This is a genomic window from Algoriphagus ornithinivorans (assembly GCF_900115305.1).
GTDB classification, from domain to species: Bacteria; Bacteroidota; Bacteroidia; order Cytophagales; family Cyclobacteriaceae; genus Algoriphagus; species Algoriphagus ornithinivorans.
Genome location: NZ_FOVW01000001.1, coordinates 303962 through 328452 on the forward strand (window position 1 = coordinate 303962; position 24491 = coordinate 328452).

At 41.1% G+C, this 24491-nt stretch carries 18 protein-coding genes; 11 read left to right on the plus strand and 7 right to left on the minus strand.

What is annotated here, in order from left to right; all coding sequences use genetic code 11:
* Positions 1–32: 32 nt before the first annotated feature.
* Positions 33–1499 carry a Gfo/Idh/MocA family protein gene (locus BM073_RS01350; RefSeq protein WP_091649217.1) on the minus strand — a complete coding sequence of 489 codons (1467 nt, stop codon included), beginning with the start codon at positions 1497–1499 and terminating at the stop codon, positions 33–35.
* A gap of 115 nt (positions 1500–1614) precedes the next feature.
* Positions 1615–3063, minus strand: coding sequence for a PhoPQ-activated pathogenicity-related family protein (locus tag BM073_RS01355; protein ID WP_091649221.1), 1449 nt, complete (start codon positions 3061–3063; stop codon positions 1615–1617).
* A 105-nt stretch (positions 3064–3168) separates the two neighbouring features.
* On the opposite strand from BM073_RS01355, the gene BM073_RS01360 reads away from it, so the two are divergent.
* The 4 genes from BM073_RS01360 (at position 3169) to BM073_RS01375 (ending at position 10215) form a co-directional block, all read left to right on the plus strand.
* Positions 3169–5304 carry a glycoside hydrolase family 97 protein gene (locus tag BM073_RS01360; protein WP_091649224.1) on the plus strand — a complete coding sequence of 712 codons (2136 nt, stop codon included), beginning with the start codon at positions 3169–3171 and terminating at the stop codon, positions 5302–5304.
* Positions 5305–5476: 172 nt separating this feature from the next.
* The gene (locus tag BM073_RS01365) at positions 5477–6514 is read left to right on the plus strand and encodes a hypothetical protein (protein WP_091649226.1); all 1038 of its coding nucleotides are present in this window, start codon (positions 5477–5479) and stop codon (positions 6512–6514) included.
* A gap of 165 nt (positions 6515–6679) precedes the next feature.
* Positions 6680–9061 carry a TonB-dependent receptor gene (locus tag BM073_RS01370; RefSeq protein WP_091649229.1) on the plus strand — a complete coding sequence of 794 codons (2382 nt, stop codon included), beginning with the start codon at positions 6680–6682 and terminating at the stop codon, positions 9059–9061.
* Complete coding sequence (locus tag BM073_RS01375; RefSeq protein WP_091649231.1) at positions 9061–10215, plus strand: PepSY-associated TM helix domain-containing protein; 1155 nt, start codon at positions 9061–9063, stop codon at positions 10213–10215. The genes BM073_RS01370 and BM073_RS01375 overlap by 1 nt, the downstream gene beginning before the upstream one ends.
* On the opposite strand, the gene BM073_RS01380 is transcribed toward BM073_RS01375, so the two are convergent.
* Positions 10212–11381: a sialidase family protein gene (locus tag BM073_RS01380; RefSeq protein ID WP_091649233.1), complete on the minus strand. Its 1170-nt coding sequence runs from the start codon at positions 11379–11381 to the stop codon at positions 10212–10214. The genes BM073_RS01375 and BM073_RS01380 overlap by 4 nt on opposite strands.
* 236 nt (positions 11382–11617) lie before the next feature.
* Here BM073_RS01380 and BM073_RS01385 point away from each other — a divergent pair, with 236 nt between their 5' ends.
* Both BM073_RS01385 and BM073_RS01390 read left to right on the plus strand, forming a co-directional pair.
* Positions 11618–14044, plus strand: coding sequence for a TonB-dependent receptor (locus tag BM073_RS01385; protein WP_091649236.1), 2427 nt, complete (start codon positions 11618–11620; stop codon positions 14042–14044).
* Positions 14045–14170: 126 nt separating this feature from the next.
* Complete coding sequence (locus BM073_RS01390; protein ID WP_091649691.1) at positions 14171–15850, plus strand: sulfatase family protein; 1680 nt, start codon at positions 14171–14173, stop codon at positions 15848–15850.
* A 332-nt stretch (positions 15851–16182) separates the two neighbouring features.
* On the opposite strand, the gene BM073_RS01395 is transcribed toward BM073_RS01390, so the two are convergent.
* From BM073_RS01395 to ric (BM073_RS01410), 4 genes are all read right to left on the minus strand, one after another.
* Positions 16183–16620: an RrF2 family transcriptional regulator gene (locus BM073_RS01395; protein ID WP_091649239.1), complete on the minus strand. Its 438-nt coding sequence runs from the start codon at positions 16618–16620 to the stop codon at positions 16183–16185.
* A 111-nt stretch (positions 16621–16731) separates the two neighbouring features.
* The gene (locus BM073_RS01400) at positions 16732–17283 is read right to left on the minus strand and encodes a fasciclin domain-containing protein (protein ID WP_091649241.1); all 552 of its coding nucleotides are present in this window, start codon (positions 17281–17283) and stop codon (positions 16732–16734) included.
* Positions 17284–17735: 452 nt separating this feature from the next.
* A complete protein-coding gene (locus tag BM073_RS01405) occupies positions 17736–18857 on the minus strand; it encodes a DUF8744 domain-containing protein (protein ID WP_139217416.1) in 1122 nt (373 codons plus the stop codon).
* 9 nt (positions 18858–18866) lie between these two features.
* Positions 18867–19595: an iron-sulfur cluster repair di-iron protein gene (ric, locus tag BM073_RS01410; RefSeq protein ID WP_091649247.1), complete on the minus strand. Its 729-nt coding sequence runs from the start codon at positions 19593–19595 to the stop codon at positions 18867–18869.
* 458 nt (positions 19596–20053) lie between these two features.
* Here ric (BM073_RS01410) and BM073_RS01415 point away from each other — a divergent pair, with 458 nt between their 5' ends.
* The 5 genes from BM073_RS01415 to ric (BM073_RS01430) all read left to right on the plus strand — a co-directional run bounded on the left by BM073_RS01415 (position 20054) and on the right by ric (BM073_RS01430) (position 24481).
* Positions 20054–22174 carry a ribonucleoside triphosphate reductase gene (locus BM073_RS01415; RefSeq protein WP_091649249.1) on the plus strand — a complete coding sequence of 707 codons (2121 nt, stop codon included), beginning with the start codon at positions 20054–20056 and terminating at the stop codon, positions 22172–22174.
* On the plus strand, positions 22158–22328 hold the full coding sequence (gene nrdD / locus BM073_RS18275) for an anaerobic ribonucleoside-triphosphate reductase (protein WP_139217417.1): 171 nt from the start codon (positions 22158–22160) through the stop codon (positions 22326–22328). Before BM073_RS01415 ends, nrdD begins: the two co-directional genes overlap by 17 nt.
* Positions 22294–22995, plus strand: coding sequence for an anaerobic ribonucleoside-triphosphate reductase activating protein (locus BM073_RS01420; protein WP_245756341.1), 702 nt, complete (start codon positions 22294–22296; stop codon positions 22993–22995). Before nrdD ends, BM073_RS01420 begins: the two co-directional genes overlap by 35 nt.
* A 283-nt stretch (positions 22996–23278) precedes the next feature.
* Entirely contained in the window at positions 23279–23710 is a 432-nt protein-coding gene (locus BM073_RS01425) for an RrF2 family transcriptional regulator (RefSeq protein ID WP_091649252.1), read from the plus strand.
* A 48-nt stretch (positions 23711–23758) separates the two neighbouring features.
* On the plus strand, positions 23759–24481 hold the full coding sequence (gene ric / locus BM073_RS01430; protein ID WP_091649256.1) for an iron-sulfur cluster repair di-iron protein: 723 nt from the start codon (positions 23759–23761) through the stop codon (positions 24479–24481).
* Positions 24482–24491 lie beyond the last annotated feature (10 nt).

Here is a 24491-nt window from a genome sequence, read left to right on the forward strand (position 1 = left end):
TGCTGTCGAAAGGGCTTAAATAGACTTGAAATCTAAACTTCAAATCCTTTTCTATACTGTCTGCCAACAAATTGATTGGCTTCCTCCAGATTTGTGATTCGCATATTTTCGCCGTCCCAGAGTAGTTTTTTTCTTGCAAAAAACTCCATTCTACCCTGGCTGTTTTCCTTTCGAAGCATATAGCTTCGGATGGCCAAATTACCCATCAATACTGTTTCTGTCATAGGACCTGCATAGTCAAAGGATGAAGTCAAACCTTGGTGTTCTTTGCTGCCAAACCCAGCTTTACAGGCTTCTACCCATAGTCTCTGGTGTCCATATTCTCTTTCAAAACCTTCTTCAGACTGTGGTCCCATTTCTGTGGTTCCGTCATTCAGGTAGAGTTTCGGCATCAATGGGGATGAATCATTGATATTGGTGGAAATGATTCCTTTTTCACCAATAATTAATACTCCATTTGCAGAATTTGCTCCTCCAATATCCTCATTGGCAGGAATGATGTCAGGATGAGAAGGGCGGATACCCCCGTCGCTCCAAGTCATTTCAATTTTTGACTTACTTTTTGGAGTAGCGTCAAAATGCAAGGTGATGAAAGAGGACGCAGGGCATCCCTCAGGATGGTAATCCGGAGTCCACATTTGACTAAATACAGAGCCTACACTACATTCTGCATCAGTCGGGTATTTCAATCCTAAAGTTCTGAACGGAATATCAATCAAATGACATCCTACATCGCCCAGTGCACCTGTTCCGTAATCCCACCAACCTCTCCAATTGAATGGATGAAGGTTAGGTGTAAATGGAATCTCAGGAGCTGGTCCTAACCATAAATCCCAATTAAGGGCATCTGGTTTTGCTCCTGGCTCTGCTTTGGGGAAAGCTCCGCCTTGTGGCCAAACAGGTCTGTTTGTCCAAACCTGAACTTTGGAAATAGTACCGATTTTATCTTCATCTATCCATTGCTGCACCAGCTTCAATAGGGGGTTGGAACCACCTTGATTTCCCATTTGGGTAACTACCTTCTGGCTTCTTGCCATTTCTGTCAGCATTCTGGCCTCACGGATATTATGTGTCATGGGCTTCTGCACGTACACATGCTTATTTCTCTCCATCGCATATTTGGCTGCAGGGCCATGCACATGATCTGGGGTAGAAATGGTCACAGCGTCTATTTCAGGCATCTTATCCAACATTTCCCTGTAGTCGGCAAAGAGCTTGGCTTTGGGGAAATTGTCTACTGAACGTTTGGCTGAGCCTGCAAAATCTACGTCACAAAGAGCGATGACTCTTTCTCTTCCTCCTACCGAAGCAAGTTCTATATCGCTGGCACCTTTTCCTCCGGCACCTATTGCTGCCAATACCAATTGATCAGAAGGAGCTGTAAATCCAACTCCTCCCAGTACATTTCTAGGTACTATAAAAAAAGAAGAGGCAATGGCTGCATTTTTAATAAACTCTCGCCGGGACTGTCCAGAACCGGTTTTTTTAGGGTCTTTCATGGGTTGGTTAATTGAGGTTTAATAGTTTAAAATTGATTGGAGAATCTGAATTTAAGGCTTCTTGAATATTATTGGCAAAGTTTATTGTTAATCGGTTAAATTTTGGGTTGGGATTTTATTCCGCTGCGGTAGCCTTCCTTTTGGGAGTAAAGGCCTCATAGGGGTAGGTTCTCGGTAAAACTTCTACTCCGGAAGACACTTTGAGGGGACTCTTACCTGTATAAGTTAGCTCTACAAAATACGCTCTAAACCCTTCATTCGGCTCCTTCATCATAACTTCCAATTTTCCCGAAGCAGGCATGCTGATTTCTTCGGCTACCCAATTAGGCCCGAATTCATCTATTCTAAAATCTCTGGAAAGGGGATTGAATGCTGACCAAAGTTTTACCGAAGTTGGTAAATAGGTACTGTCAGTTTGAATGAGGATCTTATCCTCCTGAACCTCCCAGCTATAAGTGGGTCTAGGTGTTTGGTTCAAAACTGAGGAATAGAAAGAAATCAAATTCGGCAAGGCATCAGATTCAGATAAGTCATGGCCGAAATTGGGAACATATTGCACGTGCTTTTCTCCTTTCAAGTCATTCCAATAAAACTCCCAACTGTCAGGCTGAAAAAACTGATCGCCAGCCGCATTGATTAATAGTTTTGGAATAGTCAGTTCATCGATGAATGAATAAGGTTCTGTCAGCTCCAAAAGCCTTCCAAATTCCGGAGTACCCATCCAATCCATGATTCCTTCCCGCACATAATCATTGACAGCCGGTGCCCAATAGCCATAATTTCTCCAGTGATGTGCAAAGGAGGGCTCCAAGTTCAGTAGATCTATCACAACCGGTGCTATGGCAATTACTCTTGAATCCGTGGCAGCCGTTGTCCAGGTGGTCCATCCTCTTTTAGATGCTCCAGCTACAAAATAGTTATTTATTTCCTGTTGATAGGTATTTTTTGCCACTTCAGATACAGCATCCATAGCCAATTTTACTGCTTTTGTCATGGGAAATCTGGCCAGCCAAATAGCATCTTCATCTTTAGCTCCACCCTCCAAAAATTTCCTCCAACCGTATGCAATAATTGCATCTTCATATCGCTCTCCAAATGAATCATTCGCGAAGGTCAGCGGCTGAAAGGGGATGTTGTGAATTTGCGCTGTGATGGAGTTTGTTTGCTTTGCTGCTTCCAAAATAAGTGGAGGAGCTTTGGTGGGCAGAGGAGTATCTCTTGCCCCGCCACCTATCCACATCATGCCCGTTTGATGTTCTACCTTTTTTGGAACCACAATAGACACCCAATGCCACCATTCAGTTTCATCGACTATGCTATCAGCCAACCAATGCTGGGAGTACATTTTTAAGACATGGTAATCATGGTCTGATTCAGAGCTGCTATGGACGATTTCGTATCTAAAAGTTGGATCAGGAGCTTGAACATAATCCCGAAGTAAATTTCCTGAAGAAATCGGACTTGATTTCTCCTCTTCCTTGGGACTTTGACAGGAAGCTAAAATGAGGCTTGTCAAGAAAAGTATGGAGAAAAAGCCTGGTACTCGTAAAGTGCAGATTTTCATAGATGTAGGCTATAGGGTTTTGTTTCAAAATCTAATAATTTAATGGCATTGCTACAATGGCAAGGGGATAAATCCTTTATTTGTAGGCTTAAATTTTATGTTGTTATGCTTAAAAAATCAACCTTCCTGCTACTTGCAGGATTCTTTATTTCGCTTTTTGTTGAGGCACAGGTACTCAGGTCTCCCGACGGGAATTTCCAAATGGAATTTTCTCTTACCAATAAGGGAGAACCTAGCTATCAGCTCAATTTCAAAAATAAGCCAGTGGTTCTTTCCAGTCTTTTGGGCTTTGATTTGAAAAATGATGAGATCGACTTGTTGGAGGGATTTCAGGTCAAAAACTCAGAGACCTCATCCAAAGATGAAATTTGGAATCCAGTTTGGGGAGAAGAAAACCAAATCAGAAATCATTACAATGAATTTTTGGTAGAGTTAAAGCAGGTAGAAACAGGCAGAATAATCAAAATCAGATTTAGACTTTTTGATACTGGACTGGGCTTTCGCTATGAGTTTCCTGTTCAGGAAAACATGGGACACTTTGTTGTTCAGGAGGAAAGAACACAGTTTGCTATGGCGGGAGATCATACGGCTTTTTGGATTCCTGGAGATTATGATACCCAGGAATACGATTACATGGAGTCCAAGTTGACGGAAATCAGATCTTTGATGGAAGAAGCCATTACCCCAAATGCTTCCCAAACTCCATTTTCAGATACAGGGGTACAGACAGCCTTGATGATGAAATCAGCGGATGGTTTGTATATCAATATTCATGAGGCAGCTTTGATAGATTACCCTGCTATGCACTTGGATCTAAACGATCAAGACTTGGTTTTTGAAAGCCACTTGACGCCCGACTCTCAAGGCAATAAAGGTTTTTTGGTCACTCCGGTTCAAAGCCCTTGGCGAACAGTTATTGTGGGTGAAAATGCTGCAAAAATTCTGGAATCCCGCATCACTTATAATTTGAATGAACCTTCCAAAATCGAAAATACATCCTGGATCAAGCCTATGAAATATGTGGGTGTTTGGTGGGAAATGATTACCGGACAAAGTAGCTGGGCCTATACCGATGAGTTAAAAGCGGTCAAATTGGGTGTAACTGATTACACTCAGGTAAAACCCAATGGCAAACATGGTGCTACCACTGCAAATGTTAAAAAGTACATTGATTTTGCAGCAAAACATGGTTTTGATGGAGTACTTGTAGAAGGCTGGAATGTAGGATGGGAAGATTGGTTTGGCAATTCCAAGGACTATGTGTTCGATTTTTTAACTCCCTATCCAGACTTTGATATAGATGCTGTGAGGGATTATGCAAAAGCGAAAGGTGTGCAGATGATCATGCATCATGAGACCTCTTCTTCCGTCAGAAATTATGAGCGACATATGGATGAAGCATATCAGTTGATGAAAGACTATGGATATCTGGCGGTGAAGAGTGGCTATGTGGGAGATATCATTCCAAGAGGAGAATATCATTATTCCCAATGGATAGTTAATCATTACCAATATGCCATAGAAAAAGCTGCTGAATACCAAATTATGGTCAATGCGCATGAGGCCGTAAGACCGACAGGGGTAGCGAGAACCTGGCCTAACTTGATTGCCAACGAATCAGCCAGAGGAACAGAATATCAGGCATTTGGCGGTAGCAAGGCAAATCATGTGACCATTTTACCATTTACAAGACAGATTGGAGGGCCTATGGATTACACTCCGGGTATTTTTGAAATGGATGTTTTCAATGGATCCCATGTCAATAGTACTTTGGCTAATCAACTAGCCTTATACGTGACCATGTATTCACCGCTTCAAATGGCAGCAGATTATCCTGAAAATTATGACCGTTTCCCTGATGCATTTCAGTTTATCAAAGACGTGGCTATAGACTGGGAGAAAAGTTTGTATTTGGAGGCAGAACCTGGCTATTACTTGACTATTGCTAGGAAAGCGAAGGATTCCGGCGATTGGTTTGTCGGAAATGTCAATGGAATGGCCGGAAGAACAGGGCAGGTAAGTTTCAATTTTCTGGACCCATCCAAATCTTATATAGCGGTAATTTATGCAGATAAAGCAGATGCCCATTTCAAAAGCAATCCACAGGCTTATGAAATTAAAAAGTTTGCAGTGGATGCTAAATCAGTTCTCAAACAATTTTCCGCACCGGGTGGAGGGTATGCTGTTCACATCAAAGAAGCTACCAAAGAGGAGTTGAAAGGGTTGAAAAAGTTGAAGTGAAAAAATAATGGCCGTTCACCGGTATTTTGAATCAAATATTATATAAAAGCGCGAATTCAGTTCGTGCTTTTTTGTTTTCGAGACCACTTTGTATAAAGAGAGTTCCAACTAATAATTATTTGATAAAGCTATGAACAAGTGTTATCTTTCATAAAAAGATGGATTTTTAAACATGAAAAGGCAATACATTAATTTTACCCTTGTCCTAGTTGTTTTGATTTCATGCAAAAAGGACGAAGAAACAGAACCGATAGGCCTTCCTTTGGTAAGTTGGGAGGTTAAGGAAGTAGATGTTAATTATTCAGGTCCATATTCAGATTATCTATTTTTGAATGAGAAGAATTTCTTTTTTTTAAGTAATTCACTTTTAAAGTCTACAGACGGAGGAAGAAATTTCTCCCAGCTAACAGGTAATTTAACTTCGGTGAATAGGAGAGAATTAGCAGTTCTGGATGAGAATCATATTTGGGTGGCCTTGGATAGTTTGGATGAGGTAAATAGAGAGGTGGTTACTAATTTTTTACGGAGTACCGATTCTGGTGAAAATTGGGAAAAATGGACTGTAAGGAATATCCGATTGGATGAAATCTCTTTTATTTCACCTACCAAAGGCTTTGCATTTGGAGTTCAATTTATACCTGGACAAAATGAAGGAATTAATCAATTATTCGAAACAAAAGATTCTGGAAAAACCTGGTTAAATGTGGAGGAGGTTGAACTGAAAACCAACCTGTCAAAGATCGTTTGGGAAAATTCAAATACAGGTTATCTTGTTGATTTGTCTGCTCCTATTTACATTACGGAGGATGCCGGTGAGACTTGGGGGTTTTTAGGAAGGATTGCGGAACCTACAGATGTTTTCAATTATGCGATAAATGAAAATCAGTTTTTTGTCTTTAGAAATAATGAAACCCTTCGCCTGGATAGATTAACGGGTAAAATTCAGAAAGTTGCAGATCATCCTCTACAAATAATCAGTCATAGAGGAGATGATTTATTAGGGGTATTGCTATTCGATGCCTGCATGATTGTTAGCCCATGTACCAGAAGGTGGGTGACTTCAAATGATTCAGGAAGAACATGGTCAAAAAAAATAATTGCACCCTACGAGATAGGTTATAACTTTTCATCACAACAATTGGGGCCTGGAAAGGCAGTATTTCTAACCCCTAGTTTTACCAGTCCATTGATATTTGTTACTAAAAGGTAGTTTTAAGATTTACTTTTTTCGAAATCTTTTAAAAAGCACTTAAAAGAAGAGGGAAGGATTTCGATAGGTTAATTCAATGATTATTTTTCTTTAGATTATTTCTAAATAGCTTGTTTAGAATTAGTCTAATTAATAGGTTTGTGTCGTTAAATTAAAATCAACAGCATGAACCATAAATTTGTACTCAGTTTTAGTCTGGTTTGCCTGATGGTAATCAGTGCTTTAGGACAAACAGCTACTATCAAAGGGAAGGTTACCACCTCAGATAACCAAGGTGTAGAATTTGTCAATGTTGGAATTAAAGGTAAGTCCAAGGGGGCAAGTACCGATCGTTTTGGAAACTTTGAAATCAAAGGAATAGAGCCTGGAAGGCTGACTGTGTTTGCTTCTTTTGTAGGTGCAGAAAAGCAGGAAAAAACAATAGAATTAAGTGCCGATCAGGTTTTAACCTTGAACTTTCAGCTTCAGCAAAGCTCTACTGATCTGGATGAAATAGTAGTCTCTGATCAATTTTCGAATCGATTTTATGAGGATAGTGCATTTACAATAGCCAAGCTTCCACTCAAGGACTTGGAAAATCCCCAGGTTTATAATTCAATATCCTCCAAGCTTCTCAAAGAGCAAGTTGCTACCAGCGTGAATGAAGCGATGAAAAATGCTACAGGTGTGACCCGACTTTGGGAATCAACCGGTAGAGGGGGCGATGGTGCCGAGTATTATAGCATGAGAGGATTTTCTGTTCAACCTACTATGGTCAATGGACTACCAAGCGTGAATAATGGAAGTTTAGACCCTGCTAATATAGAATCTGTAGATGTGATCAAGGGGCCATCCGGTACGCTATTTGGAAGTCCTTTGATTTCTTATGGAGGTCTGATAAACATTACCACCAAAAAGCCCATGGATCAATTCAAGGGAGAATTAGGGTTTATAACGGGAAGTTTTGGGTTAAACAGGTTAACTGGTGATGTCAATATTCCTTTGACAACTGATGCTGCGATGAGAGTTAATACTGCTTATCAATCTCAAAATTCATTTCAGGATGCAGGAGGAAGAAAATCATTTTTTATAGCTCCTTCTTTCCGATTAAAGGCAAGCGAAAAGCTTACATTTTTAATTAATACTGAGTTCTTAAATGCTGAATCAGTCAATGCGCCCATGATATTCTTAAATCGAAATGCCCCATTATCATTTGAGAATATTGATCTTTTTGAGCAAAATTATTTCCGCTCTTTTACCAGCAATGAATTGTCCATCAGAAATACATCTTATGCCATTCAGGCACAGGCCTTCTATGAGCTTTCACCTAACTGGACTTCCCAAACTGTGCTTTCCAGAAGTTCCACCAAGACGGATGGGTACTATCACTATCTCTGGGATCAGACCAATGGAAATGACTTTGTTCGTTTTATTTCAGATCGAAATGGGCAAACCATCACCACAGATGTGCAGCAAAATTTCATAGGGGAATTCAACCTTGGCAGTTTTAAAAACAAAACGGTAATTGGTCTGGATTACTTTCAATCCAATGTCTTGGACGGAAGCACTGCCTGGAGAGCCAATGGAATGATTTCTCTGGCAGAAGGAGCCGATACGGGTGATTTAACCCGTGCTGGAGTAGATGATATTTTGAAAGGAACTTTTGTAGGAAATTCCTCTGCTCAAAACCAGGTCATCAGTGCCTACATTTCCAATGTCACAGAACTGCTGCCTCGCTTATCAGTAATGACCAGTTTGAGAGTTGATAGATTCAGTGATCAGACTGAAGGGGTTTCGGAGGAGGAAAGAAATGAACAAACCGCACTTTCTCCCAAATTTGGGATCGTGTATCAACCCATAAAGGATAAGGTTTCCATTTTCGGAAACTATATGAATGGCTTTGTCAATGTCGCGCCCGCACAAGTGAGTGATGCGGACGGTTCTAATCCGAGAATACGGACTTTTGACCCAGAACAAGCCAATCAGTTGGAATTCGGCGTGAAGACCAACCTGTATCAAAATAAGATTTCAGCCACTGCCAGCTATTATAATATCCTGGTTAAAAACCGGGTAATGGCTGACCCAAACAATATTAATAACTCTATTCAAGGAGGGGAAGTGGTAAGTAGAGGCTTTGAATTCAGCTTGATTGCCAATCCTCTGAGAGGCCTGAACTTGGTGGCAGGTTTTGCAAAAAACCATTCCGAAGTAACAGCAGACAATCCTGAAAACGGCTATTTGGGCTTAAGACCTGAGCAGGCTGGACCTGACCAGTTGGTGAACTTTTGGGCCAGCTATACTTTGACACAAGGATCTTTGAAAGGATTAGGACTAGGATTCGGAGGAAATGCTGCCAGTGAGCATTTGACACTGAATAGAGCCAACACCGGAACCTTTGCACTTCCAGCATACCAAGTGTTGGATGCATCCATCTCTTATACAGGTTCTCAATACTTGTTAGCCTTGAAAGTCAATAATCTGACTAATCAAAAATACTATACAGGTTGGTCAACAGTGACTCCTCAAAGTCCGAGAAATATTTCTTTAAGCTTGAATTATAGATTCTAATGCATCTTAAAAAATGGATTGGTAAAATTCACCTCTGGCTCGGATTATCTTCCGGGCTAGTGGTGTTTATAGTTGCGGTCACAGGCTGTATTTATGCCTTTCAATCTGAAATTCAGGATTTGACCCAGGACTATCGATTTGTAGAGCCTCAAGATAAACCGGTATTATATCCTACCGAAATCTGGGAAAAGGCTGATCAGGCATTACCGGGAAAGCATCTTCATGCAGTGCTTTATCCAACTGCAGATAGAGCTGCCCAGGCTATTTATTATAGTTTTGAAGAGCATTACTATTACTTTGTTTATGTCAACCCTTACACTGGAGAGGTATTAAAAGTAAAGGATGAGTTTGCAGATTTCTTTAGGATAGTGCTTGATGGACACTTTTACTTATGGCTTCCGCCAGAAATCGGTCAACCAGTGGTTGCTGGGTTTACTTTGATTTTTTTAGTCATGTGTATTTCCGGCTTAATCCTTTGGTGGCCTAAATCGAAACAGAAAAAATCCCAAAAATTCAGTATTAGATGGGGTGCCAGATGGAGAAGAAAGAATTATGACCTACATCAAGTGCTTGGGTTTTACGTCTTGACTTTTGCCCTAGTTTTTGCATTGACTGGACTGGTTTGGGGATATACATGGTTTAGAGATGCAGTTTATTTTGCCAGCACAGGTGGTAAAGATTATCAAGAGTATTATACCCCAGTGTCTGACTCCACACAGGTTGCCACAGATTCCCTTCCTGCATTGGATAGAGCTTGGCTCAAAATGAGAGCACTTTATCCCAATGCTGAATGGATTGAGGTTCACCCTCCTGAATTTGAGCATGCTTCCATTGCAACCAATGCAAATCCCGATGCCAGCACTTATTGGAAAATGGATTACAGGTATTTTGACCAATACACTATGGAAGAACTTCCGGTTGATCATATTTGGAACCGCTTTCCGGAAGCATCATTTGGCGATAAGTTGGCGAGGATGAATTATGATATTCACGTGGGAGCAATAGGAGGCTTGGCTGGAAAAATCTTAGCCTTTTGCCTCAGTGCAATCATAGCTTCTTTGCCAGTTACAGGATGTCTAATTTGGTGGGGGAGAAAAAATAAGAAGACGAAAAAAGCCAAACCGATTAATAAAGAAGATGCAGTAATGGCTTAGAAATTTGGGCTCCAAGCCAAAATTTTAAAGATTATTTCCTGATACTGATTTCTCTCATAGAGTATGCCCAGCTTTTTTTGATCGAGTTTTACCAGATCTGAATAAGCTGTCCAAGGTAGTAGAGCAGAATCTCCGGTGTAGTCGACAGGAATGATATGGTCCCAAGTTTGGCCTTCATCATAACTGATTTTGATAGTCAAATAATTGCGTTCTTCCGTATCTGCGGCGTTTGAATGTGCTAAAATGGTTTTACCTTCTATTTCACCTATAGACAAAATAGATGCCTGACAAACGGGATCTGGCAACTGATCTTCAAAATGCACATTCTCCCATGTTTGCCCTCCGTCTGAGGAATAGGCCAGAATCCTCTGCCGGATATCACCACGTTGATTTCGGATGCTCATGATCATCCGTCCATCGCTTATTTCTGCTGCGATAGATTCATTTGAACCGGGAATATCTATGGATTCAGATAATGAAAAACTTTTACCGTGATCATCTGTGAAAAAACCGTGGGCTTGATACTCTGAAAAATTATCTTGCGGGTCTCCTTTGGAATGATTGGCTGCTACAAAGATTCTTCCCTTGTAAGGCCCTTCTTGAAACTGAAATGCATGCCCCGGAGTGTTGGCATAATGTCTCCAATCTTCTGGGTTTTGATAGGCAGGATTGAAACTTGGATTATTGGGTTTGTGAACTTGCAGGGTAATATTTTCTGGAGTTTCCCAAGTTCTTCCCAAATCGAAAGATTTCATCATCCAAACTTCCCTCACACCTTTATTCATCCGAATATCATATTCATGATTATTTCCGGTATTGTAAAAAAGGATGATGACGCCATTAGGGTAATTGGGATCAAACAAGTCTACAACCGGAGCGGGGTTTCCAGCCTGTAAGCTGTCATAATCCACCAATGTTTGAATAGGAGACCAGGTATGTCCACCATCCAAGCTTCTTTTCATGACCAGGTTGATATCCCCAAAGTCATCAGTTCCATTCACTCTGCCTTCTGCAAAGGCCAATAAATCTCCATTTGGCAAAGAAATAATGGCAGGAATACGGTAGACGGCATGACCTTCTTGACCTGCCACGAAAACCGGGATTTCCTGACAAAATACATATTGAATAAAAAATGAGAGAAAAAGAAAAAGAGCAGTTTTCTTCACAATCTAGGCTGTTTTGGGTGAGTCAAATTTAAATGAATTTACGAGATAGAACTGTCCAAGGTAAGCCATGGCCTCTTCTTTTAAGTCATCGTGTTAAATTTTATACGCTGTAAATGAAAGTATTACGATTAATTCACAATCTTTATTTAGATTTTTTCCAAATAAGTATTGCTTGAGATTTCGGCTGCATTTACATTTGCATCATTATTTTAAATCAATCTAGATAAAGATAGGAGATGAGGTTCGTTTACAGTTTATTGATTTGCAGTTTGCTGTTTTCTACAGAGCTTTTCGCACAGAAAAACTTGATCAAAGGAAGGATTTCTGACGAAAATGGAAATCCGGTTCGTGGTGCTTCAATTGTTTTGGAAGGAACAGTGAGAGGGGTTCAGTCTGATTTAAATGGCAGATATGAGCTGAAAGATTTTCCGAAAGGAAATTACACCCTTATGGTGAGTTTAGTGGGATTTCAAACTTGGTCTGAAGAATTCTCAATTGGAGAGCAGGAGACCAAAGAGTTTGATATCACGCTTCAAGAGGGCGATTTGCTTTTATCAGAAGTTAATGTTTCCGCAAGCAGGGGGATCTTAGGTCAAGAGAATCTTCCTGAAGTTTCTGACTTCAGAATCAATGCGGGAAAGAAGAATGAAGTCATTAAAATAGGAGAGATCAATGCCAATTTGGCGATGAACAATAGCCGTCAGATTTTTGGTAAAACTCCGGGAATGTCCATCTGGGAAAATGACGGATCAGGTATTCAGTTGGGGGTAGCCTCCCGAGGGTTAAGCCCTAATAGATCTTGGGAATTCAATGTCAGAATGAATGGCTATGATATTACCCCTGATCCTATGGGATATCCTGAGGCTTATTTTACACCTCCTATGGAAGTGGTAGAGCAGATTGAGATCATCCGAGGTGCATCTTCTTTACAATATGGCCCTCAGTTTGGTGGCTTGATGAATTTTGTCTTAAGAAAGCCGGATAAATCTACCCGTTTCACTGCTGAGTCAATTAATACAGTTGGAAGCTATGGGCTTTTCAGTTCTTTCAACTACATAGGAGGAACCGAAGGAAAATGGAATTACACAGCTTATTATCAAAAAAGAAGGGGTGATGGCTGGAGAGAAAATGGATTTTTCAATACAGATCATGCTCACTTAGAGGTTAATTATGCTGCCAGCAACCGTCTGAAGTTGGGTTATGAAATGACCTATATGACCACAGAGACCCAGCAACCCGGAGGTGTTACTGATGCACAATTCGAGGAAGATTCCCGTCAAAGCACCAGAAGTAGAAATTGGTTCAATACTCCTTGGTTCATTCCTTCCCTTTCCGCAGAATACATCGTGTCACCTAGCACCAAGTTAAATTGGAAGGCATTTGGAACATTTGCTGAAAGAAATTCCGTAGGCTTTATGCGTCCGATAAATCAGGAGGACGATTTGGGTAACCGCCAGGTGGATAGAGATTTCTACACTACCTACGGAACCGAATTGAGAATGAGTACCAACTATGAGCTGTTTGGCCAGGAACAGACTTTGATCACAGGATTCCGATATTTCAATGGTGCAATTGACAGAAGGCAGCTAGGAACAGGCACTGCTGGCTTTGAAATGGATTTCTCCGTACGAGAGGGAGACTTCAGAAGACAACTGGACTTCAATAACATCAATACAGCTGCATTTGCAGAAAATGTATTCAGGTTCAATGATAAGTTTCTCTTGACTGCCGGTCTACGCTATGAAAATATCCGCTCTAATATGGAAGGTCAGCTGAATTTGACCAACGGAGTTCCTCAAACTTTAGAGCCGATTACCAGAACCCGAAACTTTGTATTGTTGGGTTTGGGAGCGGAATACCATGTCACTAAGACTACAGAGTTTTACACCAACTTCTCTCAGGCATATAGGCCGGTATTGATTTCAGATTTGACTCCTCCGGCTACAACGGATGTGATTGATCCAAATTTGCAGGACTCCAGAGGATATAATTTTGATTTTGGATACAGAGGTTCAATTTTCCCTTATGTCAAATTTGACTTGGGCTATTTCCAACTCAACTATCAGGACAGAATCGGAACAATTGCCCAAAGCAGACAAGATGGAAGTATCTATCAATTCAGAACCAATCTTGGAAATTCAATCAGCCGTGGATTTGAAGGCTATGTGGAATTTGATCCCGTGACGGCAATTTTTGAAAGTTCTCGATTTGGATACCTACACCTTTTCGCTTCCTTGGCCTTTATTGATGCCACTTACGGAGATTTTGAAGTGACATCTGTCAGCAATGGAGAGATTGTGACAAGAAATCTGGAAGGAAACCAAGTAGAAAATGCGCCGAGAAAAATCAATCGATTTGGTGCAACCTACAATCTGGGTAAGTTCTCCATGACTTGGCAGTTGAGCGATGTTGGAGAAGCTTTCTCTGATGCATCCAATACGGTTGAACCCAACGCGACTGCTACTGTGGGCTTGATTCCAGCATATCAGGTTCAGGACTTATCTGCATCTTGGAATGTTTGGAAGCAGCATTCAATCAAAGCGGGAGTTAATAATCTAACAGATGAAAGATATTTTACCCGAAGAGCGGGGGGATATCCAGGGCCAGGTATTATGCCGGCAGACGGTAGAACCTTTTACTTGACTTTGGGATTGAAATTCTAAATTTAATTTCATGTTCTTTCATTGCCACTCTGGGTAACCGGAGTGGCTTTTTTATTTAAATGGAGAGTTATCTGCGAATAAGTTTTTTAGATTTATAATTCAACAATGAACCCAGCATTGAATTTTATGAAACAGCTCCAACCCTCCTTTTACTTTCTTTTAATCCTGATTTGTATCTGTTCTTGCAAGACTGAAGAAGAACAAAAAGACCCTCCCAATATTGTCTTCATCATGTCAGACGATCATGCTTATCAGGCTATTTCAGCCTATAGCGATCATTTGATTGAAACTCCAAATATTGACAGGATAGCTAAAATGGGGATGCTTTTCACTAATGCCACGGTGACGAATTCCATCTGCGCACCAAGCAGGGCTACTATACTGACAGGCTTGCATTCCCATTTAAATGGAAAAGTTGATAATTACTTTCCCTTCGATACCACGAATGTAACCTTTCCTCAACTCTTCCAGGAAGCAGGTTATCAAACTGCCATGTTTGGAAAGCTTCATTTTGGGAATAATCCAAAAGGATTTGATCAGTTTAAAATTCTACCCGGACAGGGAGTTTATTACAATCCAACCTTTATTACGAAAAACGAGGGTAGGATAGAAGTGGAAGGCTATGTTACCGATGTAATCACTGACATGACCTTAGATTGGCTTCAGAATGAAAGAAAGGCCAATCAACCCTTTATGTTGATGTATTTGCATAAAGCTCCTCACAGAGAATGGGCTCCTGCGGAAAGGCATTTGGAAGAGTTTACTCAAAGGACTTTCCCGGAGCCGGCTACTTTGTTTGATGACTACTCTGGAAGAGGGAGGGCTGCAAAAGAAGCAGAAATGAATTTGCTCAAGCACATGAACTGGGCAGGTGACTCTAAGATTTATCCGGAAGTATTGAAAGAACTGGGTATTCCACCGACTTCGGACTGGGACTGGAGAGCATTGGAAAATGAAATTGGAAGAATGAATCCTGAGCAAAGAGCAACTTGGGATAAATACTATAGACCTATCGCTGACTCCCTTAAAAAGACCTATGCATCCATGTCACAGGAAGATTTGATGAGATGGAGATATCAGCGTTATATGCAGGATTACTTGGCTACCATCAAAGCTGTTGATGAAAACGTAGGTCGAGTTTTGGATTATTTGGAAGAGAATGGCTTGATGGAAAATACCATCGTCGTTTACACTTCAGATCAGGGCTTTTATCTAGGAGAGCATGGTTGGTTTGATAAGCGATTTGTCTATGATGAGTCTTTCAAAACTCCATTGTTGGTGGCTTGGCCGGGAAAAGTAAAGCCAGGAACCAAATCAGATGAGATGGTTCAAAATCTAGACTTTGCTCAAACCCTACTCGAAGCAGCAGGAATTCCGGCTCCTTCACATATGCAAGGTGAAAGTCTGCTTCCTTTACTCAAGGGTGAAAATGAAAAATGGACCAGAGATGCAGTGTATTATCATTATTATGAATACCCATCTGTGCATATGGTTAAAAGGCATTATGCGGTAGTAACCAAGGAGTACAAACTGACGCACTATTATTATGATGTGGACGAATGGGAGTTGGTTGACAGGATCAAAGATCCTAAAGAACTCCAGAATGTCTATGATGATCCAGCTTATGCTCAAGTGAAAAAGGAGCTGCATCAAAAGCTAGAAGATTTGAGAAAAAAATATGGAGATAACTCTGAGATTTCTCAGCGATATCTGAATGAATACTTGGATCACCTGGAAAAGACCCAACAGTTTGGTGGGGGAAATAAAGAGGTGACTAAGCAATTGTTGGAAAATAGGAAAAAATGAAATTCCATTCTTAGACTTTAAATACTTAAATATTAATAAGCCCAGAACTTAATTTATCTGGGCTTTTTCTTTTTTCCTGAAAAGGGGAGCTGCTTTTTTGGCTATTTGCTTTGAAAAATTCTATATCCCCTCAGTTAAACTGAAAATTCAAAAAAGTAAGGCAGTTTCTTAATCCATAAAAGTAGCTCCCAAATAAAATATTATTATGCTTCCTCAAATTGATTTTCAATTAATTTCTGGAAGGATTATTAAAAAAGACAGCTTATTGAAGAATGATTAGCCTCCTAATCAATTAAAATTGCATGATTTTCGGGTGGCCTACTCGATGAAAATCAAATTATATTTCCCAAATGGGTTTGGCCCTTGATCACTTCTACGGCAAGGTGTTTGAGACTCTTTGAGGTTAGCATAATATCAATTTCTTTACGGACCTTTACTACTTCGAAATGAAGTGGGCAGGGATTTTTTTCTGAGCATTTATGAAGCCCCAAGCTACATCCCGAAAATAGCTGATCTCCATCCACGATTTTGACCACGTCTTTCAAATTGAAATTTGCATGGGATTCATCTGCAAAAAAGCCTCCATTAGGGCCTTTGATTGATCCCACAATCTTGGCTTTTGTGAGATTCTGTAAAATTTTGGCAGTAAACGCCTCAGGAGCACCTATTTTTTGGCCAATTTCCTTAGCACTAACCTTCCTGTCTTCTAGACTTTGAGTCCAAATGTAAATCACGGACTTAATAGCGTACTTAGTTGCTTGGGAGAACATATTGGATAATTTTATCCGAAATATAACCTTCACTTATTAAAGGAAAAAAGCCGGAAGTAGCAAAACCCCGGCCTTTCAAGAAAAACCCTAACAAAATTCTTAAATAGTCTCCTATTTTGGAAGTAGGACTTGGTCAATGACGTGGATGATACCATTGGATGCGGTGACAGTGCCGATAATTTTTGCTCCATTAATGGTAACCGTTCCATCTTCGGCAACAGTGACGGTGACTGATCGGCCATCTGCTGTTCCAAGATTCCTGGCATTTACAAAATCACCGGGTTTGTAAACTCCCAGTAAAACATGGTATTCGAGGATGTCCCGGAGTTTTCGTTGATTCTCTGGTTTGACTAGATCATCTAGAGTACCGGCGGGTAATTCATCAAACGCGGTGTTGGTGGGAGCAAAGACTGTAAATGGTCCAACATTGGTCAAAGCATCTACATAGTCTGCGGCTTTCAATGCCGCGACAAGTGTGCTGTGATCTGCAGAGCTAATGGCTACTTGTACCACATTAGGATTGGAAACATCGTCCACAACAGCAGATTGTCCAGGCCCCGGAGCAGACTCAGCGGTAGAAGTTGTGATATCTGTGGCCTGACCGCCACAAGACCAGGCGGCCAGGGCCAGAAACAAAGAAGGGAGATAAAGCAACTTTTTCATAGTGAAGAGAGATAAGAATTTGGATCTTTTTGAAAGTTGAATGCTTAAGGTTATTGAATCATCAGTTAAATGTAAATCCCATAAAAATAAAAGACAAATAAATCCTTTATTATTTTTAAAAAATCTTAAGAAAATTTATCTCAATATATATAAGGCTATTTTAGCGAGATAATTTTATCCTATTTAATAGGTTGATTTGCTAGTATTCTAGTAAGAAAATGCATTCAGAAATTAATTTATTAGCTTATTTTTTAAATGATTGAGTAAGACAATCCTCGATCCTCGGGGCGACTATTTAAATTGAGATCTTTTGAAATCGAGCAAAAGAGGGTGATAACTTCTTGATGTGAAAAAACTTGATGTCCTAAATCCCGGATTCCCTAGAGTAGTTTGAAAATAAATCATTTACCTTCTGAAAACTTGGTTTGCGACTTGGGATCTTGAAAATAAGCTCAATGAAGTATCTTTTTCCTGCCTTCTCTGTAAATTTTATTCCCAGATTGGCTGGAAGTACCACCTTTCCTTATTTTCCCGATAATGATTCCTGCCATCAGCACTAACTGAATCAAAATCAAGTATCCATTCGCTACTCCTAATACTTTGCGCAGCTCATATTCACCTAGGATACTAGCCACAATCCTTCCAAAAAGACTAAGCTGAAAACCGATCCAAGTGATCCAAAGAACCGGATGATAAGGGGTCTCCCGGATCCCAAAAATTGTAGGGAAAATAATCGGAGCATGTGCCCAAATCATGGAAAAAGTAAATCCCAAAAAGAAGGTGTGAAGCATCAAGTCGTAGTATAAGGTGTGATTTTCCATTCCCATCAAAATCAAGCCATGGATCCCCAGCCATAAATATCCGACCTGTAATCCAATCCCGATATAGCGGAATTGGGCAGCTTGGCGGGAAGCCACCTTTGCCATGTCAAAAACCAATAACCATGCAGCAATCAATAGGGCTGAAATTCCCATAATCTCATTGCCCCAAGCGTGAAAGGGAACGATCAAGCCCACCGTGAATAGGGCAAGGAGGGATTTTAAGGCGTTTTGTGACCAGGATGGGACTGGTAAAAACTGGCTCAATTCAAGCCGTTCGCCCACAATAGTAAACAGGAGGAAGCCAATCCACCAAGTACTTCCCGCTGCAATCAATCCGGTCTGCCATGCAAGAAAATTGCCGATAAACCAGGAGACAGCGCCTCCATACAGCAACGCGGAGTGGAATTTTGGATGCTTCAGAGTTTGCAGGTGCATAATCAAGCTTAGCCCGAGAGACCCTGTGGTCAATAGGAGCAAACCAACTTCAAAGAGACCAAGGAGAAAAACGAAAACTGAAATCCCGGTAAGGAAAGGAATCAAAAGCCATGTTTTTTTTGCCATGACCATGGCCCGCTCCAGAGAAATCAAAGTTCCCAAGAATCCACCCGTCATAATCAATCCATGTTGACTTGCGGCTTCGATAAGGGGGATCGCGGGGTAGCCAAGCCTGATCCAGCCTCCGGATATCCCGACCACCAAACCCAAAAGAATAAAGGGGAGCAGGTAGAAGGCCTTGAATGAGGAGGGAATCATTTCTTTCAATCAGTTTATGCTCTGGCCAGGCTTCAAGGAAATGGCTTCGGGGAATAAGATATTATGCTCCAAGTGCATATGCTTCTGAAGATTTACATCAAATTCCTGAAGTAATGCAAAGGCTACTTTGTAGGTATTGCAGGCATAGGAGGGAGGATTGTAATCATTTGAAAGTCTCCGGATCTTTTCCAAACACGCTCCTTCTTGAGCATGATCCTCCATTAATTGGTAGATCAATTCTCGGATTTTCTGGAAATTTGGGCTCAAAAGCAGTTTTTTTCTCTCTTCGTCTGTGCAAATCTTGCGGATGAACGGAAAAACTATCAGCTCTTCCTGTTGTAAATGTCTTTTTAAATCTTCGGTGGAATCTTCAAAAAGGGCTTTGATTTTTTTGAGCTGAGGTTCATGGGCGCCGTGAACCTTGACGACTCGCTTTAGGAATTTCCGGATTAGTGGAATCCGTTCCCGGAGCATGGCGTGATGCTTATTTTCAATATAGTTCGCCAATAGGGTTAAAGGCCAACTTTTGTAATCGAAGTGATCCTCAGCAGGTTGGGTGAATGCTTCAACAAGTTTTTCAAACAAAAGCTGGGGGTCTATCTTTTTCTGAGTGCATGCCTCCTGAATTGTCTGATCTCCTTTGCAACAAAAATCTATTCCGAAAGTCCGGAATACCAGAGCAGCTCTGTAATCCCTTGAGACTATTTCGCTTATGGGTAGTTCTGCGATATTTTTCATATAATAAAGGATATTATTGTCCTCTTTTTAAAGTTAAGAAAAGGGACGATGTCCCGAGTTCATTTGTAAAGTTACAAATCTATTAAAAAAAGATAAAAAAGTCCTTTAATAATTTTCTCAACTTTTTATCTCTAAGACTTAGGATCAATGGATTTCTCTTGAGAGATAACTTTTTAATTTTGCAGGTGAAAAATCATTCTGAATTCATTAGCATATAAAATTCTAGGTATTTTTTTTGAAAATAGTCATTTAAGACTAAAATAAAAGCTTTTTGATTAGCCAACTTCATAGGGTAACCAATTTATTTTTTCAAAAATGAATTGAGGGTACCTTGTTTCGATAAAAATTAATGATAAATATCATGCTGGGATCTGAGGAATATTAGTTCAGATTTTTTTCAGTTGGCTCGCTTTTTATTCAATATTAAAGGATAAAATAATCCCTTAATAAGATGAAATATGGAACAATATGTAATCAAAAGAAATGGAGAATATGAGCCCTTTGCTTCCTTTAAGATTGAAGACGCCCTGAAAAAAGGCTTTCATAGTGTATCCGAAGTCTATGATTCGGTAGTTTTTGATCGAATTCTCAGAAATTTAGCTTCCAAGACCACTTGGGCGGTTGAAGAGATTCAGGATTTGATCGAAAAGGAGCTTTTTCAGTCGGGTTACTTTCAGGTCATGCGGTCCTTTATGCTCTACCGTCATACCCGAAAACTTCAGCGTGAACATGTGGCTGGACTCAACGATGACACCACCTATGTGGACAGTACCCAGACAATCGAAGAATATATCCAGCAGACTGACTGGCGGATCAATGCCAACGCCAATACTTCCTACTCCAATGCCGGCTTGGTCAACAATGTGGCCGGAAAGATCATCGCCAACTATTGGTTGGACAAGGTTTACAATAAGGAGGAAGGCTATGCTCATCGCAATGGGGACCTACATATTCATGATCTTGATTGCTTGACGGGCTATTGTGCAGGGTGGAGCTTGAGGGGCTTACTCAATGAAGGATTTAATGGAGTCCGGGGTCGGGTTGAAAGCCGTCCACCCTCGCATTTTCGTGAAGCCCTGGGGCAAATGGCTAATTTTCTGGGTATCCTCCAAAGTGAATGGGCAGGAGCACAGGCGTTCAGTTCTTTTGATACCTATTTGGCACCTTATGTATTCAAGGACCAGCTCAATTATAAGGAGATCGAGAAAGCCATTCGTTCTTTTGTCTATAATCTCAATGTTCCAGCGAGATGGGGTCAATCGCCTTTCACCAATGTGACACTGGACTGGGTAGTTCCCGAGGATCTGAAAGACCAGATGCCGACCAAGAGTGACCTGCATCTATTCCAGGGGATCGATTCTGATTTGTTGATGGAAAAGGCGAGAAAGCGGGGAGTGAATTCCCTGGAAGAACTTACTTACATGCATTTCCAACCCGAAATGGAGCTGATCAACAAGGCTTACTACAGGATTATGACCGAAGGAGATGCGAATGGGCAGCCTTTCACTTTCCCTATTCCTACGGTTAATATCACCGAAGACTTTGATTGGTACGGACCCAATACGGATTTGCTGTTTGAAAATACGGCCAAAATAGGCTCTTCTTATTTTCAAAATTTCATAGGCAGTCAATATACGGTGGATGAGAATGGTCAAAAGATAGAAAACCCCAATGCCTACAAGCCCAATGCTGTTCGGTCGATGTGCTGTCGCCTTCAACTCGATTTACGGGAGTTGCTGAAGCGTGGAAATGGGCTCTTTGGAAGTGCCGAGATGACCGGAAGTATCGGGGTGGTGACGATCAATATGGCACGCTTGGGTTATTTATTCTCCGGAAATAAGGCTGGACTTTATGAGCGATTGGACTACCTGATGCAGATTTCCAAATCCACTTTGGAAAAAAAGCGGGTTTTCATCCAAGAAATGTACAACCGTGGGCTCTATCCTTACACTCAACGATATCTGAAGCATTTCCGAAATCACTTTTCGACCATCGGGGTGAATGGTTTGAATGAAATGATTCTGAATTATTCCCAGGGAAAAGAAGATATCACCGGCCACTTCGGACAAAATTTTGCCGCTGAGCTCCTCGAATACATTCGAAATCGCATGAAAGAATTCCAGGAAGAAACCGGCAACCTTTATAATCTCGAGGCTACTCCGGCAGAAGGTACCACTTACCGATTTGCGAAAGAGGATAAGAAACGCTTCCCCGAAATCATCCAAGCTGGAATGGAGGAAAACATTTATTACACCAACAGCTCCCAAATCCCGGTAGACTATACCGATGATCCTTTTGAAGCCCTGTTGCTACAGGACGAACTCCAATGCAAGTACACCGGAGGTACCGTGCTGCACCTGTACATGAGGGAAAAAATCTCTTCGCCTGAGGCTTGTCGCCGCTTGGTGAAAAAGGTGCTTTCCAACTTCAAGTTGCCTTACATCACCGTCACTCCGGTATTCAGTATTTGCCCGGTACATGGATACCTCAACGGCGAACATGAATACTGCCCGCATTGCGATGAAGATCTACTCAATTTACTTAACCAAAAACCAATAAACTATGCAGACCAGCACTGAACCGATCCAAACCAAAGCGCTCCTCGATCAGCATGAAGAAAAGCGCACCAAATGTCTCGTGTACACCCGCGTGATGGGCTATCACCGTCCCGTGGAGAGTTTTAACATCGGAAAAAAAGGTGAACACAAGCAGCGTACCCATTTCGTCGAATAGGCTGGAAAAGGGGAGACCTGTCTTCAGTATCTCCCCTTTCACTATGCTGGATTTTCCGGATCGCACAGCTTGCATCCTTTGGTTTGCCGGCTGCAACATGCGCTGCGGCTACTGCTACAATCCTGAGATCGTTCTTGGCAAAGGCAAGCTGAGTTGGGCTCATGTCAGGGAATTTCTACAAAGCCGTCGTCACTTGCTGGATGGGGTGGTGTTCAGCGGAGGCGAATGCACGATTCATTCTCAGTTGATTGCATTTGTCAGGGAGGTGAAAAAGATGGGGTTTGAGGTGAAAATCGACACCAACGGCAGTCGGCCTGAGGTAATTGGACAGCTAATTACCGAAGATTTGCTGGACTATGTGGCCCTTGATTTTAAATCTTTACCGGAAAAGTATTGGGAAGTTACCCGCTCTGATTTGTTTTTGGCTTTCGAGAAAACATTGGAAATCATGGTCTCTTCTTCTGTTCCCTTTGAGGTTCGGACTACAGTTCATTCGGAGCAATTGAGGACATCCCACCTTGATGCCATGAACACCTGGCTAAGGGGGAAAGGCTATTTCGGGAGCTATTACTTACAGCCTTTTCGGGGAGATAAGCAGACACTTGGCAATTTGGGGGAGAGCAAAAAGCCAAGTTTAAAAAGTAGGGTGGGGGTGTGGAGGAATTGAATGATGGATTTATGAAGAGATGCCAGATGAGCAGCATTCATAAAAATACCTGCCTTTTTTTATTCACTTGGTAGTATGATCGCTTCAAATATTGTAATGTTTTCCGCAATTCCTTCCCGCTCCTAACTTTTAAAAGATGTTTTTAATAATGATGGGGCACATACAAATGAGTTGAAATTCAAGTAATAACTTTTTAAACCAAATTTCCAATAAAAAAATAATACAGGATATTTTTATCTTTTATTATTTTTCCATTACATTTGATTCATCAATTAGCGCAAAGATGTTTTCCAAAGCCTGTAAATACGCAATCAATTCCATGGTTTTTCTGGCCACTTTACCGGATGGCAAGGAGCGTGCTGGCATCAAGGACATTGCTTTTGCAATAAATTCTCCGGAAGCTTTTACTGCTAAAATCCTCCAAACTTTGGTAAGAGAAAACTTACTCCTCTCTATAAAAGGTCCAAATGGAGGATTTGAAATCAGCGATTTAGGTAAAAAATCAACTCTTTATAGGATTGTGCAAGTCATTGACGGGGATTCGATCTTCGTGGGCTGTGCACTGGGATTACAGGAGTGTTCAGAGTCACATCCCTGCGCGGTGCATCATAAGTTCAAAGCTATCCGGGATCACCTGACCGGTATGATGATGACCACTACGCTTCGGGATATGGCACTTGGGATTCAAACTGGGGTAAGCTTCTTGAAAACTTAAAAAATTTACTTATAAAAAAGATAAAAAGATCCTTTAAAATTAAATCAAATGGCAACTATCATAGACAAAAAAGTAGGCAAAATTGTAGCAGAGAATTTCCGGACTGCCAAGGTATTTACAGAATATGGAATAGACTTCTGCTGTAAAGGAGGAGTCAAACTATCCGATGCCTGCAGCACAAGAGGGCTTAACCTGGAAGAGGTGGTCGAAAAGCTCGAAGTAATCATGCAAGTAGCGGATCAGAGCCCCTATCAGGAAATGTCTCTCAGCCAATTGATTGACCATATTTTGAGTGTCCATCATAAGTATGTGGAAGAGACTCTTCCAGCTTTGAAATTTTATCTCGATAAAATAGAGCGGGTTCATGGCGACCGCCATCCGGAATTGAGTTCAATCCGGAAGGAGTTTTTCGAAGCTGCAGATGCGCTAACCATCCATATGAAGAAGGAGGAATTTGTGCTTTTCCCTTACATCAAAGCAATGGAAGATGCCAAATCCAACAGCTTCCCGCTTTCAAAGCCACATTTTGGACATATCGAAAACCCGATATCTACGATGGAAGAAGAGCATGACACAGAAGGGGAGCGTTTTCGAAGAATTGACTCCTTGACACAGGGTTTTACTTCTCCTGCGGATGCCTGTCAAACTTACCGGGTAGCATTTTCTATGCTGCAGGAGTTTGAGCAGGATTTACATAACCATATCCACTTGGAAAACAATGTTTTATTTCCAAAAGCTATGGTGCTTTATTCAGAATTAAACGCTTCATAAACAAAGTTCT

Bases quoted from the DNA above. Each gene is read 5' to 3' on its own strand.
- BM073_RS01350 (WP_091649217.1), bottom strand. From the start codon at position 1,499: ATGAAAGACCCTAAAAAAACCGGTTCTGGACAGTCCCGGCGAGAGTTT.
- BM073_RS01355 (WP_091649221.1), bottom strand. From the start codon at position 3,063: ATGAAAATCTGCACTTTACGAGTACCAGGCTTTTTCTCCATACTTTTC.
- BM073_RS01360 (WP_091649224.1), top strand. From the start codon at position 3,169: ATGCTTAAAAAATCAACCTTCCTGCTACTTGCAGGATTCTTTATTTCG.
- BM073_RS01365 (WP_091649226.1), top strand. From the start codon at position 5,477: ATGAAAAGGCAATACATTAATTTTACCCTTGTCCTAGTTGTTTTGATT.
- BM073_RS01370 (WP_091649229.1), top strand. From the start codon at position 6,680: ATGAACCATAAATTTGTACTCAGTTTTAGTCTGGTTTGCCTGATGGTA.
- BM073_RS01375 (WP_091649231.1), top strand. From the start codon at position 9,061: ATGCATCTTAAAAAATGGATTGGTAAAATTCACCTCTGGCTCGGATTA.
- BM073_RS01385 (WP_091649236.1), top strand. From the start codon at position 11,618: ATGAGGTTCGTTTACAGTTTATTGATTTGCAGTTTGCTGTTTTCTACA.
- BM073_RS01390 (WP_091649691.1), top strand. From the start codon at position 14,171: ATGAAACAGCTCCAACCCTCCTTTTACTTTCTTTTAATCCTGATTTGT.
- BM073_RS01395 (WP_091649239.1), bottom strand. From the start codon at position 16,620: ATGTTCTCCCAAGCAACTAAGTACGCTATTAAGTCCGTGATTTACATT.
- BM073_RS01400 (WP_091649241.1), bottom strand. From the start codon at position 17,283: ATGAAAAAGTTGCTTTATCTCCCTTCTTTGTTTCTGGCCCTGGCCGCC.
- BM073_RS01405 (WP_139217416.1), bottom strand. From the start codon at position 18,857: ATGATTCCCTCCTCATTCAAGGCCTTCTACCTGCTCCCCTTTATTCTT.
- ric (WP_091649247.1), bottom strand. From the start codon at position 19,595: ATGAAAAATATCGCAGAACTACCCATAAGCGAAATAGTCTCAAGGGAT.
- BM073_RS01415 (WP_091649249.1), top strand. From the start codon at position 20,054: ATGGAACAATATGTAATCAAAAGAAATGGAGAATATGAGCCCTTTGCT.
- nrdD (WP_139217417.1), top strand. From the start codon at position 22,158: ATGCAGACCAGCACTGAACCGATCCAAACCAAAGCGCTCCTCGATCAG.
- BM073_RS01425 (WP_091649252.1), top strand. From the start codon at position 23,279: ATGTTTTCCAAAGCCTGTAAATACGCAATCAATTCCATGGTTTTTCTG.
- ric (WP_091649256.1), top strand. From the start codon at position 23,759: ATGGCAACTATCATAGACAAAAAAGTAGGCAAAATTGTAGCAGAGAAT.